This window comes from Microcoleus sp. CAWBG640, assembly GCF_020883015.1.
GTDB lineage: Bacteria > Cyanobacteriota > Cyanobacteriia > Cyanobacteriales > Microcoleaceae > Microcoleus > Microcoleus anatoxicus.
Window position 1 is genome coordinate 41,923 of the sequence record NZ_JAHRFC010000016.1, and the last position, 16,035, is coordinate 57,957.

The following is a 16,035-nucleotide window of genomic DNA, read 5'->3' on the forward strand; positions in this document are numbered from 1 at the left end:
ATTCGTTACCAATTACTAATTACCAATTACCAATTACCAATCCTATGAGAATCGCAATTGTAAACGACATGGTGATGGCAGTAGAGACGCTACGGCGAGTCTTGATGACTGTCAAAGACTATCAAGTGGCTTGGGTAGCACATGATGGTGCTGAAGCAGTTAGCAAATGTGCCCAAGATACCCCAGATCTGATTCTGATGGATTTGATCATGCCAATCATGGATGGGGTAGAGGCAACTCGCCACATCATGAAGAATTCTCCCTGCGCTATTGTGGTAGTAACGGCTAGCGTTGAAAAAAATGGGTCTCAAGTGTTTGAAGCAATGGGATATGGAGCATTAGATGCTGTTAGCACGCCAGTTTTGGGTGCTAGCGGCAACCCAGAAGCTGCCACAGCTTTGCTTGCGAAAATCGTGACAATTGGTAAACTAATTGGTAAATCAGGTGCAACTTCTAAATATAGAACCACTACCCAAAGCCCTCAATCTATATTCTCACCCCTCGCAGCCCGCGTTCCTCCCCTAGTTGCGATCGGCTCTTCTACTGGCGGCCCCAATGCTCTAGCAAAGATTCTTTCTCGTTTACCAGCAAGCTTTGGTGCAGCAGTGGCGATCGTCCAACACGTAGATGCACAATTTACTCCCAGTTTGGTAGAATGGCTAAACGAACAAACACCCCTCAGCGTAGAGCTAGCATCCGAAGGTAGTCGTTTGGAAGTAGGAAAGGTATTAGTTGCCGGGACAAACGATCACCTGTCATTGCAACCAAATTTTAGCTTAAGTTATACAAAAAACCCGATTGATTATCCCTATCGTCCTTCGGTTGATGTGTTTTTCAAAAGTGTCGCTCATTACTGGCACCGTCAAGGAACTGCTGTGTTACTAACAGGTATGGGTCGAGATGGAGCGGAAGGGCTAGGTTTGTTACGCGAAAAGGGATGGCATACGATCGCCCAAAATCAGGCAAGTTGTGTGGTTTATGGGATGCCCAAGGCAGCAGTAGAGCTTGGTGCAGCGACGGAGATTTTACCACTGGATGCGATCGCTTCTACTCTCATTGACCGATTAGCAAGGAGCCGTTAACTACTGCTTACATTTTATCTTCAAGTTAGTCTTTCAAAAGGAAGTGAACTCAGTGACAGAAGATCCGATTACAGTCTTACTCATCGACGATCAGCCAATGATCGGCGAAGCCGTTCGTCGAATGTTGCTTCCAGAAAAAGATATCACCTTTCATTACTGTAGCAACCCTACCGAGGCGATCAAAGTCGCGAGGTCATGTCAACCAACAGTCATCTTACAAGACCTAGTGATGCCAGAGATGGACGGACTGGTCTTAGTACGCTTTTTGCGAGCCAATAACGCTCCCACAAGATATGTTCCGCTGATCGTTCTCTCTAGTAAAGAAGAACCGCTGATTAAAGCAAAAGCTTTTGCTTTAGGGGCAAACGATTATATAGTTAAACTCCCAGACAAGGCAGAACTAATAGCTCGTATCCGCTACCACTCTAAAGCCTATGTAAACCTTCTCAAGCGAAACGAAGCAGAAGCAATCCTCCAATCGGAAAACTTCCGCATGGCTAAAGAACTAGATATGTTGCGTCAAATGCAACAGATGATTCTTCCTACAGCAGACGAACTAGACGCCATCGAAGGTTTAGAAATTGCAGGGTTTATGGAACCCGCAGACGAAATAGGCGGCGACTACTATGACGTTCTCTACGTAGACGGAATCGTCACAATTGGCATCGGTGATGTCACCGGACACGGACTCGAAAGTGGGATTTTAATGGTAATGACGCAAACAGCAGTTCGTACTCTTAAAGAAATTAGAGAACTCGATCCGGTTAAATTTTTAGATGCACTCAACCGCACTATTTATAAAAATGTCCGACGGATGAATTCTGAGAAGAATTTGACGTTAGTCATTCTCACCTATACAAAAGGTAGAATAAGTATCAGCGGTCAGCATGAGGAAACTATTGTAGTGCGAAAGGGCGGGTTGGTTGAGCGCGTTGACACGATGAATCTAGGCTTCCCTATTGGATTAGATGAAGAAATTACTGAATTTATCAATCATACAATCATTGAATTAAAGGAGGGGGATGGAATTGTCCTCTATACCGATGGAATTCCTGAAGCTTATAACCTTGATAAAGAACAGTATGGGCTGGATAAATTCTGCGAAGTTATTAGTCATAATTGGGCTGGCTCGGCCGAAGAAATCAAACAAGCGATCGTTGACGATCTTAAACAATTTATTGGCAAGCAGAAAGTTTTTGATGACATTACTTTACTGGTGATCAAGCAGGAAGCATCGGATAACCTAGAATCATTTGAGGAAGAAGCATCTGATAACCTGGAATCATTTGAGGAACCAGAATTAGTGAAGGAAGTTAAAGAGAATGTGAATAAAAAGAATATATTCAACCTTTTTCGCAACTGATGTGCGTAGGCTTGCCATGAACATTTTGCAGTTAGCAATTAACCTTAAAGCCTCACAAAATGGTAACTTATTCTGCATCCAGCACAAATATCCCGAAAAACCAAAAAAATGTCACTAACAACTAAGGGATGATAACTAAATCACCTAAGTAAACGTCAAATACGGCTCGCGCTCAAGCTTGCTGTGTATGTCTTCTTCCTTCTTCCTTCTTCCTTCTTCCTTCTTCCTTCTTCCTTCTACTTACCAACCTTTATCAATTAATAGGTAACAAAGATGATCCAGCTTGTTGGAGATTTTATTGAAGAGTTTTCCCGGTCACATGATTCTTTAGAACTGAGCTTTACTTCCAGTTCTAGACCAGTTAAACGGCGGTGGCTGAATAACCGCTTATCAGCTTGTTTTATCGCCGACTATTTTTTTAATATTATGCCAATTGACGAGGAGGATAGTGAGGTAGAAGAACGCATCGAAGCCATGAAAAACGCGGTGAGTTATATCGGAAACGAACTCTTAGAGAATGCCATGAAATTTAATGAAGGAAGCGAGAACGATCCAGTTAAGTTTGGCATACATTTTAGGGAAAACTTGGAGATAGTCACTGCTGTAATTTTTACCACGAACAGTATTAGTCCTGAAAGTGTGGAGAAATTTCAAGCCTTTATTGAGGAATTACGATCGGCAGATCCTAATGACTTATATGTTGAGCAGATAACAAAAGCAGCCGAATCCGAAGATGGTGAAGCTTCTGGCTTAGGTTTGCTGACCGCGATCAATGATTATTCAGCCAAACTCGGCTGGAAATTTGAGTCCGAGCCCAGTAATCCACAAATTATCACCGTTACTACAATGGCTCAAGTTGTTGTATAATTTTAACTGATTAATTTAGACATCAGAAGCAAAAAAAGACAGAAAAGCTATGACCAATCAAGAAGTCACCGGCGAGGATTATCAAGTGCAATACGATCCAGCATCCTCAACAGTTTATTTTAAAGGTGCTATCAGTCTAGGAGGCCCCAAGGATTATGCTCCCATTGTTAAATTGCTCGATGATGTAGCTAAATTAGCACCCACAACTCTCACATTAAATGTGAAAGAATTAAAATTTCTCAACAGTTCTGGCATCAGTATGCTGTCGAAATTTGTACTTGGGATGCGGAAAAAGAAGAGTCAATTGGTGGTTTTAGGCACAAAAAGAATGCCCTGGCAAGTTAAATCTTTGAAAAACTTAGAGCGATTGCTTCCAGGTTTAAAGCTTGTAGTTGAATAAAGTAAAATCTTTAGGAGCGAACGTAACATTTTATGAAATTTACACCTCTATTCATGTCCAATTAGTTGATGACTGTTCTAGAGGAGTAAATGCAACTAATGACCAAAAATGTTAGGGAGTTTTTGTGACAAAAATTAAGTTAATTTATTTAAGGGATAAACTACTATGTTAGAAAACATTTTTCATCAATTTGACACGCTAAATATAATTAGTAAGCTCTCGATCTGTTTGCTACTCACCGCTCTGGGAACTGGGCTATTATATCTAATATTGTTTTATATCTTGCGCCCCATTTTTCGGAGATTTGAACGGGACATTGCAATTGTCACCTTAAATGTTTCTGCCTATCCCGCTCTCATTGTCTTCGCTATTTTCGGTCTAAAAATCACTTTTGGGAAGTTAGTCTCTCCTGATATTTTTGCTGCCATCGAACACATCCTGACACCGATTTTAATTATCACTATTAGTTATTGGTGTGTTCAATTATTTATCGAAGTTTTTATCTACTACCTCAAAGAGTACACTAAAAAAACTGAGGTGATGTGGGATGATGTCTTGCTTCCCATCCTCTCAGCCGTTGTTCCTGTGATTATTTTCGTGGGTGGCGGTGTGCTGGTTATCAGTTCGTTTGGGGTTGATTTAAGTGGAATTTGGGTAGCTTTGGGTGGTGCTACTTTTGTTCTGGGTTTTGCGCTTCAGGATATTTTGTCTAACTTTTTTAGTGGAGTTGTTTTACTTATTGATACTCCTTTTCGATTTGGTGATATTCTGCTCCTTGAAGATGGTTCAATCGGAATGCTGCGCCGGATTGGGATTAGGGTGACTGAGCTATATATATTTAGCAACCATTGCGATGTTTATATTCCCAACAGTGTATTGCAGGGTCAAAAACTTACTAATCTAAGTCGCCCTACCTCCTTATACTATAACTCTATAGAAATAGAAATACCCTCGGAAGGTAATCTTGAGGATTCCAAGAAGCTGATGCAAGAAATTGTGTTAGCTCATCCAGATACACTAGGGGATATGGATGCTAAATTGGAGGTAATTGATAGGTACTATAACGCGGAAGGAAGTGATGCCGCTCTAGTCGAACAACAAGAAGTTGGGAAATCGCGACTACTGGCTGAACAGGAGGTCAATTTAAAATTAGAGGAAATTGAACAAGCCCTGGAATCTTTGGTTGTTACGGTGCAGTTTGCAGAAAAAGGAGGGTTAACTCAAGATGAAAGAGAAAACGTCCAACAGGAATATTTAGCAATCTTAGAACTCTTTGGTTTTCAAGTGATCGAGGCAACTGAAGATAGCCGTGCTGTAGTTAATTTTGAAGAATATAATGAAGAGGGACTGATTGAGTTAATTAGGCAGTGGTATCGAATTTGGCTGAGAGATCCAAATTTGCTGGATGACGATCAATACTTTATTTCTGAAGAATGGGAACAAAAGATTAATTTGTTAAAGCGAAGAGCGCAACGCTTGTATCAAAAAATCTCGAACCCTCAAGCTGACGAAACTCGCTTAGATGATTATGTCATGGATATAATTAAATGGATCAGAGAAAAGTTGAAAGTACCGCGAAAAAAATGGCAAGAACCGCAAATCAGGATGATCGGAATGAATCACGAGGAATCCTCGGTGTATCTTGAATTGCAGATCGGCTTTTTTGTGGATGATATCAAACTGGAAGATGGGAAGCGGGGCGATCGCGTCAGAAGCCAAATTTATCAAGAAATTTTCAGCAATCTGCGGAATACTTACCTTAATTGGAATGGCATTAAACCGATAGGAGAGTCCGAGTCAGAGGATAATGGGAATGCGGTTGATGCTAGCATTAATCAGAGTCCTGTCAGCAGTTTTGTGCAGACTGGACTAGACCCGACTACTGCTAAGCAAGGGTTCGCCTTTTACCTGTCCGTAGGTAGAAATAAACCGGGGGTCAAGTCCTCAAAAACTCTTAAGGGGTAAGCTATTCAGCATCTAAATGACGTATAATAAAAGTTGGAATATACAGCAGATTGCAGGTCGATCGAGTACACAGGGGTGAAACCCTGAAAGACATTACTTGCTGCGATTTTTTCCAATATTTCAACTATTCTCTGACGGCGAAACTCCGCACTTAAAGTCGATAGCTCTTCTTGTAAAGTAACGTAAACTCTGACAGGGCGATCGCCCTGTATTGGAACCTCATTAGACCATTCTAAAAAGTTTCCCTTCAATATAGCCTCAAATATTCGCTGCATAGCTAATATCAACTATTCTCTATTTTTACCATTATAGCCCTTGATGACTGCCTCGCCCCTTTTTTCCCAAAGTACGCGCGTGCGAAGCGATTCCCGTAGGGAATCGCCCCTCCCCTTTACCACTAATCGGACTTTGGAGAGTATTCTCGTTTATGCTATCTTAAGCTTTACTAGAACTTATTTTGTTATAATATATACCAGGCATCTTGCCTACTATCATCCTAAAAAAACAACCTCCAACCAAGAATTACTTGAAACTTAATAAAAATTATGGAACAACAACTCGAACAAATCACACAAATCAAGAGAATTGATGTGCGTGCTGCTGTCTCAGCAGTAAAAACTTATTGCCAATATATACAAGACTTGATTCGACTTTCTACCAACGATATCAGATTAGAGGAAATTGAGCTATCAGATGATAAACAATTTTGGTTGATTACTATAAGCTTTGAGGGTAAGACGTTTACAGAAGAACTCCCGATGGGAATTAGATATAGAGATGAACGGGAGTATAAAATTTTTAAAGTCAATGCAGAAACAGGTGAAATAGAATCAATGAAAATCAGAGAAGTATGAAGGAGTATATCCATAATATTTTTAATAAATATCGAAAAAAAGGGGTCATTGTAGATACAAATATTTTGGTTTTGTGGTTTGTCGGGAGTGTTAATCGCTCCCGGATTTCTCAATTTAATCGCACAGAAAAATTTGCACCAGAGGATTATGATTTATTAGTAAACATATTATCTAATTTTGGTAATATAATAACTACACCAAATATTTTAACTGAAGTTAATAGCTTACTTAACCAAATAGGAGAGCCAGAACGTTCTGAATGCTTAAAAATATTTGCACAAGGAATTAAAAGATTAAACGAAGTCTATATTGAAAGTCTAACGGCTGTGCAAGTTGATAAGTTTACTAAATTTGGGTTGACTGATGTGGGAATTATATATTTAGGAAGCCAAGGTTATCTGGTGCTGACAGACGATCTGAAGTTAGCATCTTATCTTCAAAAAATAGGAATTGATACGATAAATTTTAACAATATTAGAACCTATGGATGGTGATATTCATTTACCTTAGAATAAATGGAATCGGTATCACCCTTTTCTCCCGCAAAGCCCGCACAAACAAAGCTATTACGAAAAGCGATCGCCCTCAAGCCTTACTCGATCTGCTACAATCGCCAATAAAGGTCGTTTAGTCGCGATAAAATACCCCTATGACTACCCTCACCCTCAACCTCAACCCCATTATTAAGCTGACAGACGATCAGTTTTTCCAACTCTGTCAGGAGAATGAAAATATTAGATTGGAACGCACAGCCAAAGGAGAACTAATTATCATGTCACCAGCAGGAGGAGAAACTGGAAGCAGCAATGCAGGATTAACTGCACAGATTTGGATTTGGAATCAGCAACATAAATTGGGAAAAGTGTTTGATTCCTCAACTGGTTTCAAACTTCCAAATGGTGCAAATAGAGCGCCTGATGCTTCTTGGGTAAAATTAGAAACCTGGAATGCACTAACTCCCGAACAACAACAGAAATTTCCCCCGATTTGTCCTGATTTTGTCGTCGAGTTACTTTCTCCCAGCGATAGTTTGAAAGAAACTCAGGATAAGATGAAAGAGTATCGAGACAATGGTGCTGTTTTAGGTTGGTTAATTAATCGCAAATCGCGACAAGTTGAAATTTACCGTCCCCATCAAGAAGTTGAAATGCTGGAATCTCCAGCCACTGTATCCGGTGAAGATGTTCTCCCCGGATTTATTTTGAATCTTGAATCTATCTGGTAATGTGCGATCGCACTTGGTCCATCACCCTATCATTGAGCAGTCCCTTTTCTGCTACCATAGATTAAAAGATGTCTAGATGGCTGAGTATGGTTATCACCGATGAATTTTCAGCTAGGGCTATTAACCTTTGTATAATTTAAAACATAGTAAACTCATGAGAATATCTAAAAACGATTTTTTTTTCTCCTCCTGCTTGCTGCTTTCCTTGTTTGCTGTAGCAGGATGTACCTCTAGTTCCAAAAAACAAGTTGTCATTTGCTCGAAAGATTTTTCGGAACAAGTCATTCTGGCCGAAATTTTAGCGCGCCGTATCGAAGCGAAAACTGATATTAAGGTGGAACGAGAACTGAATCTGGGAGGTTCCCTTTGTCATCAATCCCTCGCCGCAGGTAAAATTGATTTGTACGTCGAATATACGGGTACTGCTTACACCAATATTCTTAAACAAAAGACCACTTCTGATTCCAAACAAGTCTTTAATTATATCAAACAGGAGTATCCGCAACAGTTTAAAGCAGAATGGATTGAACCCCTGGGATTTAATAATAGTTTTGCGATTATTGTGCGGGGAGATGATGCGAAAAAATTCAATTTACAAACTATTTCGCAATTAGGAAAGGTTTCACCGAAACTGCGGGCGGGTTTTGGACCAGAGTTCAAAGAAAGAGAGGATGGATTTCCGGGATTGGCTAAAACTTATGGGATTAAATTTGCGGAAGAACCGAAGGAATTGTTGTTAGGTTTGTTGGTGCAGGCTTTGCAACAAAAAGAGGTGGATGTGATTGCTGGGAATACTACTGATGGTTTGATTGAAAGTTTCGGTTTGGTGGTGCTCAAAGATGATAAGAACTATTTTCCTTCCTATGAAGCAGTGCCTGTGGTCCGATCGCAAATCTTGACAAAATACCCAGAATTGCGATCGGTCCTCGCAGAATTGGGCGGGAAAATATCAGAAGCAGATATGCGGAAAATGAACTATCTAGTTGATGGAAAACAACAGGATGCTGGAGAAGTTGCACAGCAGTTTTTACAGCAAAAATTTGGTAATTCTAATTAAGAGAACAGGCAAGATGCCTGTTCCACAACATAAACTACCAAAAACATCAAAAACCCGCCTTCACCCACTCAAAATCTCCCCATATTATGTATTAGTGATAAATTTTAAAATGTGTTGGGCGCTAATCTGCGGTTTTTCTAAGTGGGGAACGTGTCCGCAATCGGGTATCCAAATTAGTTCAGAATTTGCGATCGCCTTGGCAAACTTTTCTGCATCCGCAGTCCCCAAAATTCGGTCTTGTTTCCCCCACAAAATCAGGGTTTGCTGCTGAATCTGCGACAATTTTTCCCCAAAACCACAGTAACCACCGCTTTTGGTAAAAGCAATTAAAGCTTGATTCCAATTGGGCATCTCTAGGTGTAGCGCGGCGCAAGTTTGGGCATCCACAGAAGCGAAGGTTTTATCAAAATAAGCATTAAGGCTAATATTTTGGCGAATTTTAGGGTTGCGTAAAAATGAAGTTGCCAAATATCCTAAAGGTGGAATTAAAAATTTGCCATTATTAGAAGTGATGGCAAAACCTGCACTGTCTATTAAGATTAATTGTTTGACAAGTTGGGGATGATTGAGCGTGAAATCAATTGCTGCTGCACCTCCCATCGATGCACCAATTAAGATGACGGGCTGCGAAATTAGGGTTTTCCAAAAATAGTAGAGATGAGTACCGATCGCCTTTGCACTAAAAGGCAAACCAGCCAATCTTTCCGTAAAGCCAAAACCTAGTAAATCCACCGCCCAAGTTTCATTTTTTTCTGCCAGCAGCGGCAACAGACGGCGGTATTCAAACACCGAACTGTCGAAGCCGTGAATTAGCAAAATCGGTGTATTTCCAGTACCTTCATGTACGTAGGTGGTGGCAATTGGCTGCTGGCTGAGGGGGGTTGTAATGACTGTTTGTTGAATGTTTTGGGCTAAAGCTATGGATGTGGATTCTGTAAGCTGGGCGATGGATGTTGGCAGGAAATTTGCTGGCATAATTCTCGATCGATTGTTAATCTGTACGGGGGAGCGGGTTAAGTATATATGCTCGATCGCTATTGTAGGGCGATCGGCGATCGGGCCATCAAAATTCGATCGCCATGGAGAATTATTTTTCCCAGCATACTAAAAATAGCGGCTGAGGATGGTTTTTTTAGTGAATTTATTTGAGAACAATTGCTAATAAACTATTTTTCATATAACATGATAAACAGCAGGACTTGTCGCATACACAGGATTTTACCGCAGAGCAGCATCTAACCCAAGACAGATATAAGCTCTCAAAGCCCCAAAAATCAGCCTAATTTCCGTCTCTGGGCGATCCCAGTGTCCGAAATCTCTAACTGCAAGGGAAATCTCAAAATGCGTAAAATTGCGATGCTTCAAGTATATTGAGAATATATGTCAAGTTCTTAGTGCCATGAAGCCCAACAACTTGCTGCTAAAACCGATATCACCAAGGCCATGAAACAAAACACAGAAGACTACAGCCAACAATACCAAGAGTCAAACCCCAGACATTTCGAGGGTTTCACCTTTTACGGCGAGACACCAGAAGTCTCTGGAAGCGAAGAGTGCCGCCAAGAAACTCAGCCTGGGGTACCCGAAGGTAAATCATTCCCCCTAGCAATGGCTAGCGTCGGCGAGAAACTGCGGATTGTCAAACTTAAGGGTTCAGAAGGCACGGTGCGCCGCCTGATTGGCATGGGATTGGTCCCCGCTATCGAAGTTCAAATCGTCAGCAATTCTGGCGGTTCTGTCATTGTGGCAATTGGTGACAACCGCATCGGTTTGGGGGCTGGTATGGCACAGAAAATTATGTGTAGGAATTCTGCATAGATCTAAAAAATTTGTATCTACAGCAATCCTATTTGATTTGTGACCAAGATTTTTTTTTATTAACCGCAGAGGGCGCAGAGGGCGCAGAGGAAGAGTAAAGAGAGATGTTCGCACATTTTGAAAGGGTTGCTAGATTCAGGAGTTTAATTTGTTCAAATTTAGACTTTATTACAACAACTGATGAACGAGAGAAAACAATTAGGGGATTTGGCTGTAGGCGCTATCGGTCGCGTCGTTGGTTATGAGAAAACAGCCCGCGGTTATAAGGGCAAATTGTTGGCAATGGGGCTGACACCGGGAACTGAATTTACGATCACTAGGCACGCACCTTTAGGAGACCCTGTAGAAATTCTGGTGCGGGGTTTTAAACTCAGTTTACGCAAAGATGAAGCTAAAAGTCTATTTGTAGAAGAAGTGAAATAATGAGTAAGCAAATTATTGGATTGGTAGGCAATCCTAACTGTGGTAAAACTACTTTATTTAATGCCTTGACTGGTGCTAACCAGCGAGTAGGTAATTGGCCTGGAGTAACGGTGGAACGGAAAGAGGGAAAATACACTCATGATGGTTTAGCTATTACTATTGTTGATTTGCCGGGAGTTTATTCTCTGGATGCCGAAGATGGAGATACCGGACTCGATGAATTGGTGGCGCGAGATTATTTGTTATCTGGTGAAGCCGATGTAATTATTAATATTGTTGATGCTTCTAACTTAGAGCGCAATTTGTATCTGACTACCCAAATTTTGGAGATGCGCGTACCGACAATTTTGGCGCTGAATATGATGGATGTTGCTAAGGAACGGGATGTCAGAATTAATGTTAGCAAACTTGCTGAACGTCTGGGCTGTACGGTTGTGCCGATGAGTGCTGCTTCCAATCAGGGTGTTCCTTTATTGCGGGATGCGGTTAATCGGGCCCTGGCTAAGCCGATCGTACCATCTGCCTATGTCGCTTATCCGGCTGCGATCGAAGATGCGATCGCCCAACTCATACCACACATCGAAAAATACAGTCCCAATCGCACCGTAGATGCCCGCTGGACAGCCCTGAAACTGTTAGAATACGTGGATGAAGTCGCCCCGGAACTCGCCCATACAGAACTCGAAAAAATCGTAGTTCCGCACCGTCGCCGAGTCCATGAAACCCTAGATGACGACCTCGATATTATCATCGCCGACAGCCGCTACACCTTCATCCGCAACTTAACCCAAGGTGTCGCTGAATTTTCTAGAGAAGTCAAAACCAACGTTTCCGATAAAATAGACCAAATTGTTCTCAACCGTTTCCTAGGAATTCCCGTATTCTTAGCGGTAATGTACCTGATGTTTACGATTTCTATTAATGTCGGTGGCGTGTTTATCGATTTTTTTGATATCTTTTTTGGCACAATTTTTGTCGATGGTTTCGGTGAATTATTAGCCAGCATTAGTACGCCCGGATGGTTGATTGGACTCCTAGCAAAAGGTGCTGGCGGTGGCGTTCAAACCACATCTACATTTATCCCTCAAATTGGGATGATGTTTTTGTGTTTGTCAGTTTTAGAAGACTCCGGCTACATGGCGCGGGCCGCTTTTGTGATGGACAGATTAATGCGATTTGTGGGACTTCCCGGTAAATCCTTTGTACCGATGATGGTAGGTTTCGGCTGCAACATTCCCGGAATTATGGCGACGCGGACTTTGGAAAATAAGCGCGATCGCACCATGACGATTATGATGAATCCATTCATGTCTTGTAGCGCCCGATTAGCAGTTTACGCCCTATTTTGTGGCGCATTCTTCCAAGTCGGCGGTCAAAATATGGTATTGGGACTTTACCTAATCGGAATTTTAGCAGCAGTTTTCACCGGACTCATTTTAAAAAATACCCTTTTGCAAGGAGAAGCAGCGCCCTTTGTGATGGAACTGCCGCCCTATCACATTCCCAAACTCAAAGGAGTGCTACTGCGTACTTGGGATAGACTCAAAGCGTTTATCAGAAAAGCCGGAATTGCGATCGTGATCATGGTGATTATACTAGGATTCATGAACTCCGTCGGCACCGATGGTTCCTTCGGCAAAGAAAACAGCAAAGACTCAATTTTGAGCGCCGTCGGCCGCACAGTTACACCTGTATTTACCCCCATGGGAATCAGCCAAGAAAACTGGCCAGCCACCGTCGGTTTACTAACAGGAGTATTTGCCAAAGAAGTAATGGTTGGAACCTTAGATTCCCTCTACACCCAACTAGCAGACGAACAAAAATCAGCAAGCGGAACACCGCAGAAAGCAGCAGAATTTAGCTTCTGGGGAAACATCGGTAAAGCATTTGTCAGTATTCCAGATAATTTCGCAAAACTCCCCGGTCAACTTTTCGATCCCCTAGGCTTAAGTTCAGCCAATATTACCGACCAAAAACAAGCAGAACAAGCCCAAGGTATCTCTGGTAGCACCTACGGGCAAATGTCCCAGCGCTTCGGTTCCAATGCCGCCGCTTTTGCCTATTTGCTATTTGTCTTGCTATACTTTCCCTGCGTCTCCGCCACCGCTGCACTTTACCGGGAAACAAATTTAGGTTGGACAATATTCGCGGGTTCTTGGACTACTGGCATTGCTTATTTCACAGCAGTTGGCTACTATCAACTCGCCACATTTTCACAGCATCCACAATCATCTATTGCTTGGATTGTCGGACTAACAATAGCTATGGGTGTGACTCTTGCGGGATTAAAAATGGCTGGAGAAAAGCTACCAAAGCGACGCGAAGTAATTAGTAGTTAATTGTTATTAGTTTTGGTGCTTGGCTATTAGCACCTAACAAATAACCGATAATATCAAATCCGTTGACATCGGAATTACTATTTCTCTCTTCTCTTTCTCTGTGTGCTCTGTGTTCTCTGTGGTTTAATCATTCCGATACAACCAGAATTGATATAACCGCTAACCCATAACTGCGTTTAACTGTCAACCAAACCAGAAAAACCATGATTTTAAGCGAACTGCAAAAATTTATTGCTGACAACAAAAGAGCCTCCATCGCGGATCTCAAAATCCACTTCCGCATGGATAGCGACGCTTTGCGCGGAATGCTAAACCGCTTAATTCGTAAAGGCCGCATTAGTAAAATGGCAGCAGCCAAAAAATGTGGCGGCTGTCACAGTTGTTCCGACGATGCCACCGAGATTTATGTATGGGTAAATCCTGGCCAGTCGGTGTTAGAAAAAGAGCCTGTTTCTGCAACTTGCCATTAAGAAATTAGGAGACTGCACGGTGCCCATAAGTGTCAACTTAACGTAGAACCCATAGTCCGACAAGGGTTAAAACCCCTGCCTCAAAGCTAAAGTCCTCTAAAGAGGACTGAAGAGGAGAATTTTCAACTCATTAGTCCTCTTTAGAGGACTTTAGCTATTAGACAGGGAATTCATTCCCTGGCGGACTGGCGGGCGAGCAAGAGGATTGGCAGGCTTTCAGGCCTAGGTTGACACCAATGGGCTTGGCCTTTGTCCCTACAATTAATCACGGTTAACTAATAACTAACCACTAATGACTAACTAATTCTTCGCCCCCACCCCAACATACATAATCGAAGTATCCTCATTAATTTGGATTTTAAACAACCCAGACTTTTTGTAATCAACATAATTACCGAAATTAGACATTAATGTTTGAGATGCTTGTTTCATAACACCCGAATCTGGAAATAGCTGCTTTCCGCTCATCAAATTTCCCCAAAAACCATTCATCTGAGCTAAAAGAGCGCCGATTTCGCCAAACATATCAAAACCTTTAATTTCGATATTGCCAAAACCGGTGTCGCCCATCACCACAGACAGTTCCTCTGGCATAATAAACTTGTCCCAATCGTGAACGCCCTTCCTAATTTCCTGCAAGATATTTTCCATCAGCCCAATCATCACAACTTGTGACGAAAAAGTTCGATTAATCGTGTCAAAAAAGAACAATCCCCCAGGCTTCAGAATTCTGTGAACTTCGGAGACAACTTGTTTATAATCGGCAACGTGTTCTAGAACATCAACACAAATTACCACATCAAACGTGTTATCATCATAGGGCATATTTTCTGCCAAACCTTGCCGATAATCAATTTCAAAACCACTGATCACTGCATGATTTTTAGCTGCTTGAACGCATTTTTCAGATTGGTCTATTCCCGAAACAAGCGCGCCTCTCTCAGCCATGAATTCACAGGAAAAACCGCCGCCGCACCCAACATCTAAGGTTTTCAATCCTCGCCAATTTGTCGCGTGTCTGTCGAAAAATTCAAATCTGGGTTTGTTTAGATGGTAAAGAGCGTAGATTTTAGATTTTTCGTCCCACCAATTATCGGCATTCTCATCGTAGAATTCTAAATCATTTTTGACTTCTGTTTTTACCATGATTTTTTTTCCTACTTATAATGATTTACATCGCCACAATTTAAGATTATAGCAGTCCTAAATCATTTGTGTAATTCTTGTAGGGGCAAACCCCCCGTGGTTGCCCCTTTGGTCGGGGTAGGCACGGGGGCACTACCCCTACATATTTATACGACTTATTTAGGGTTGCTATAATACTTTTGGCATAAATTTTAACCAGATGGATCGTGTTTCTATTATTATTCCCACCCTCAACGAAGCGGGTTGTCTCGAACGTACTCTCCGTCAACTCAGCATTCTCAATCCTCCTGCTTGGGAGGTGTTGGTGGTAGATGGTGGTAGTCAAGACGAGACAGTGGCGATCGCCCTTTCCTGCCAAACCCAGGTTATTTATAGCACTATACCCGGACGTTCCGTACAAATGAACCTAGGTGCACAAACCGCCACTGGTGACATTCTGTGCTTTCTCCACGCTGATACTTTAGTACCAGATGACTTCGTAGCCGTCATCCAGAAAACCCTGTTTGACAGTCAAATAGTCGCTGGCGGATTTATCTCTCTGATGTCGGGTTCCCAACAAACAAGATGGGGTTTTTCGCTACATAATTACCTGAAAACTTACTATGCCCCGTTATTATTTCGCCCTCATTTATTTATCAAAGGATTGCGGTTAATCTTTGGGGATCAAGTTATTTTTTGCCGTCGTACAGACTTTTTAGAATGCGATGGTTTTGATGCAGAACTACCAATTATGGAGGAAGCAGATTTGTGTTTGAAGTTGGTAAGACGAGGTAAGATGAAGTTAGTAAATAGGATTGTCGAAAGTAGCGATCGCCGAGTTGCATCTTGGGGGGAATTTAAAGCAATTTTTATCTATCTTGCGATTGGTTTTTTGTGGGGTTTCGGAGTTTCTGGGAAGTATTTAAAACAATTTTATGAAGAGGTTCGCTAACCAACAAACTGCCCTTACTGATCATCAAGAACAGGCATTCTGCCTGTTCCACAAAGAGTTACCTTCCTGCTTGTGGGGTAGGCATCCAGCCTGCC

Annotated in this window: 18 protein-coding genes; 15 read left to right on the top strand and 3 right to left on the bottom strand. The window is 41.8% G+C overall.

The window, feature by feature from the left end:
* The first annotated feature begins 44 nt into the window (after positions 1 to 44).
* The 5 genes from AAFP11_RS10850 (at position 45) to AAFP11_RS10870 (ending at position 5,677) form a co-directional block, all read left to right on the top strand.
* Entirely contained in the window at positions 45 to 1,082 is a 1,038-nt protein-coding gene (locus AAFP11_RS10850; protein ID WP_341737071.1) for a chemotaxis response regulator protein-glutamate methylesterase, read from the top strand.
* Positions 1,083 to 1,134: 52 nt separating this feature from the next.
* Positions 1,135 to 2,445 (top strand): SpoIIE family protein phosphatase, encoded by a 1,311-nt coding sequence (locus AAFP11_RS10855; RefSeq protein ID WP_341737072.1) that lies wholly within the window; start codon positions 1,135 to 1,137, stop codon positions 2,443 to 2,445.
* 273 nt (positions 2,446 to 2,718) lie between these two features.
* Positions 2,719 to 3,312, top strand: a complete 594-nt coding sequence (locus AAFP11_RS10860; RefSeq protein WP_341737073.1) for a DUF6272 family protein — start codon at positions 2,719 to 2,721, stop codon at positions 3,310 to 3,312.
* 49 nt (positions 3,313 to 3,361) lie between these two features.
* On the top strand, positions 3,362 to 3,712 hold the full coding sequence (locus AAFP11_RS10865) for a hypothetical protein (RefSeq protein ID WP_341737074.1): 351 nt from the start codon (positions 3,362 to 3,364) through the stop codon (positions 3,710 to 3,712).
* Positions 3,713 to 3,877: 165 nt separating this feature from the next.
* Complete coding sequence (locus AAFP11_RS10870; protein ID WP_341737075.1) at positions 3,878 to 5,677, top strand: mechanosensitive ion channel family protein; 1,800 nt, start codon at positions 3,878 to 3,880, stop codon at positions 5,675 to 5,677.
* Between the two features lie 5 nt (positions 5,678 to 5,682).
* On the opposite strand, the gene AAFP11_RS10875 is transcribed toward AAFP11_RS10870, so the two are convergent.
* Entirely contained in the window at positions 5,683 to 5,952 is a 270-nt protein-coding gene (locus AAFP11_RS10875) for a hypothetical protein (protein WP_341737076.1), read from the bottom strand.
* 270 nt (positions 5,953 to 6,222) lie between these two features.
* Between AAFP11_RS10875 and AAFP11_RS10880 the strand changes: the two genes are divergently transcribed.
* The 4 genes from AAFP11_RS10880 (at position 6,223) to AAFP11_RS10895 (ending at position 8,813) form a co-directional block, all read left to right on the top strand.
* A complete protein-coding gene (locus tag AAFP11_RS10880) occupies positions 6,223 to 6,531 on the top strand; it encodes a hypothetical protein (protein WP_341737077.1) in 309 nt (102 codons plus the stop codon).
* On the top strand, positions 6,528 to 7,025 hold the full coding sequence (locus AAFP11_RS10885) for a PIN domain-containing protein (protein ID WP_341737078.1): 498 nt from the start codon (positions 6,528 to 6,530) through the stop codon (positions 7,023 to 7,025). The genes AAFP11_RS10880 and AAFP11_RS10885 overlap by 4 nt, the downstream gene beginning before the upstream one ends.
* A gap of 155 nt (positions 7,026 to 7,180) precedes the next feature.
* Positions 7,181 to 7,756, top strand: a complete 576-nt coding sequence (locus tag AAFP11_RS10890; protein WP_341737079.1) for a Uma2 family endonuclease — start codon at positions 7,181 to 7,183, stop codon at positions 7,754 to 7,756.
* A gap of 154 nt (positions 7,757 to 7,910) precedes the next feature.
* On the top strand, positions 7,911 to 8,813 hold the full coding sequence (locus AAFP11_RS10895; protein WP_341737080.1) for a glycine betaine ABC transporter substrate-binding protein: 903 nt from the start codon (positions 7,911 to 7,913) through the stop codon (positions 8,811 to 8,813).
* A gap of 84 nt (positions 8,814 to 8,897) precedes the next feature.
* Here the strand turns inward: AAFP11_RS10895 and AAFP11_RS10900 are convergent, their stop codons facing one another.
* On the bottom strand, positions 8,898 to 9,788 hold the full coding sequence (locus AAFP11_RS10900; protein WP_341737081.1) for an alpha/beta hydrolase: 891 nt from the start codon (positions 9,786 to 9,788) through the stop codon (positions 8,898 to 8,900).
* Positions 9,789 to 9,836: 48 nt separating this feature from the next.
* Here AAFP11_RS10900 and AAFP11_RS10905 point away from each other — a divergent pair, with 48 nt between their 5' ends.
* From AAFP11_RS10905 to AAFP11_RS10925, 5 genes are all read left to right on the top strand, one after another.
* Positions 9,837 to 9,962 (top strand): hypothetical protein, encoded by a 126-nt coding sequence (locus tag AAFP11_RS10905; RefSeq protein ID WP_341737082.1) that lies wholly within the window; start codon positions 9,837 to 9,839, stop codon positions 9,960 to 9,962.
* 294 nt (positions 9,963 to 10,256) lie between these two features.
* Positions 10,257 to 10,631 (top strand): FeoA family protein, encoded by a 375-nt coding sequence (locus AAFP11_RS10910; protein WP_341737083.1) that lies wholly within the window; start codon positions 10,257 to 10,259, stop codon positions 10,629 to 10,631.
* Between the two features lie 180 nt (positions 10,632 to 10,811).
* Entirely contained in the window at positions 10,812 to 11,054 is a 243-nt protein-coding gene (locus AAFP11_RS10915) for a FeoA family protein (RefSeq protein ID WP_341737084.1), read from the top strand.
* Positions 11,054 to 13,393, top strand: coding sequence for a Fe(2+) transporter permease subunit FeoB (feoB, locus tag AAFP11_RS10920; protein ID WP_341737085.1), 2,340 nt, complete (start codon positions 11,054 to 11,056; stop codon positions 13,391 to 13,393). The genes AAFP11_RS10915 and feoB overlap by 1 nt, the downstream gene beginning before the upstream one ends.
* A 203-nt stretch (positions 13,394 to 13,596) precedes the next feature.
* Positions 13,597 to 13,863 (top strand): FeoC-like transcriptional regulator, encoded by a 267-nt coding sequence (locus AAFP11_RS10925; protein ID WP_341737086.1) that lies wholly within the window; start codon positions 13,597 to 13,599, stop codon positions 13,861 to 13,863.
* A 300-nt stretch (positions 13,864 to 14,163) separates the two neighbouring features.
* Here AAFP11_RS10925 and ubiG read toward each other — a convergent pair whose 3' ends face one another.
* Positions 14,164 to 15,009 (bottom strand): bifunctional 2-polyprenyl-6-hydroxyphenol methylase/3-demethylubiquinol 3-O-methyltransferase UbiG, encoded by an 846-nt coding sequence (ubiG, locus tag AAFP11_RS10930; RefSeq protein ID WP_341737087.1) that lies wholly within the window; start codon positions 15,007 to 15,009, stop codon positions 14,164 to 14,166.
* Positions 15,010 to 15,208: 199 nt separating this feature from the next.
* On the opposite strand from ubiG, the gene AAFP11_RS10935 reads away from it, so the two are divergent.
* Positions 15,209 to 15,940: a TIGR04283 family arsenosugar biosynthesis glycosyltransferase gene (locus AAFP11_RS10935; RefSeq protein WP_341737088.1), complete on the top strand. Its 732-nt coding sequence runs from the start codon at positions 15,209 to 15,211 to the stop codon at positions 15,938 to 15,940.
* The last annotated feature ends 95 nt before the right edge of the window (positions 15,941 to 16,035 follow it).

What these genes read in the sequence shown, in the direction of transcription:
- AAFP11_RS10850 (WP_341737071.1), top strand. Translation starts at nt 45, where the DNA reads ATGAGAATCGCAATTGTAAACGACATGGTGATGGCAGTAGAGACGCTA.
- AAFP11_RS10860 (WP_341737073.1), top strand. Translation starts at nt 2,719, where the DNA reads ATGATCCAGCTTGTTGGAGATTTTATTGAAGAGTTTTCCCGGTCACAT.
- AAFP11_RS10865 (WP_341737074.1), top strand. Translation starts at nt 3,362, where the DNA reads ATGACCAATCAAGAAGTCACCGGCGAGGATTATCAAGTGCAATACGAT.
- AAFP11_RS10870 (WP_341737075.1), top strand. Translation starts at nt 3,878, where the DNA reads ATGTTAGAAAACATTTTTCATCAATTTGACACGCTAAATATAATTAGT.
- AAFP11_RS10875 (WP_341737076.1), bottom strand. Translation starts at nt 5,952, where the DNA reads ATGCAGCGAATATTTGAGGCTATATTGAAGGGAAACTTTTTAGAATGG.
- AAFP11_RS10880 (WP_341737077.1), top strand. Translation starts at nt 6,223, where the DNA reads ATGGAACAACAACTCGAACAAATCACACAAATCAAGAGAATTGATGTG.
- AAFP11_RS10885 (WP_341737078.1), top strand. Translation starts at nt 6,528, where the DNA reads ATGAAGGAGTATATCCATAATATTTTTAATAAATATCGAAAAAAAGGG.
- AAFP11_RS10890 (WP_341737079.1), top strand. Translation starts at nt 7,181, where the DNA reads ATGACTACCCTCACCCTCAACCTCAACCCCATTATTAAGCTGACAGAC.
- AAFP11_RS10895 (WP_341737080.1), top strand. Translation starts at nt 7,911, where the DNA reads ATGAGAATATCTAAAAACGATTTTTTTTTCTCCTCCTGCTTGCTGCTT.
- AAFP11_RS10900 (WP_341737081.1), bottom strand. Translation starts at nt 9,788, where the DNA reads ATGCCAGCAAATTTCCTGCCAACATCCATCGCCCAGCTTACAGAATCC.
- AAFP11_RS10905 (WP_341737082.1), top strand. Translation starts at nt 9,837, where the DNA reads ATGCTCGATCGCTATTGTAGGGCGATCGGCGATCGGGCCATCAAAATT.
- AAFP11_RS10910 (WP_341737083.1), top strand. Translation starts at nt 10,257, where the DNA reads ATGAAACAAAACACAGAAGACTACAGCCAACAATACCAAGAGTCAAAC.
- AAFP11_RS10915 (WP_341737084.1), top strand. Translation starts at nt 10,812, where the DNA reads ATGAACGAGAGAAAACAATTAGGGGATTTGGCTGTAGGCGCTATCGGT.
- feoB (WP_341737085.1), top strand. Translation starts at nt 11,054, where the DNA reads ATGAGTAAGCAAATTATTGGATTGGTAGGCAATCCTAACTGTGGTAAA.
- AAFP11_RS10925 (WP_341737086.1), top strand. Translation starts at nt 13,597, where the DNA reads ATGATTTTAAGCGAACTGCAAAAATTTATTGCTGACAACAAAAGAGCC.
- ubiG (WP_341737087.1), bottom strand. Translation starts at nt 15,009, where the DNA reads ATGGTAAAAACAGAAGTCAAAAATGATTTAGAATTCTACGATGAGAAT.
- AAFP11_RS10935 (WP_341737088.1), top strand. Translation starts at nt 15,209, where the DNA reads ATGGATCGTGTTTCTATTATTATTCCCACCCTCAACGAAGCGGGTTGT.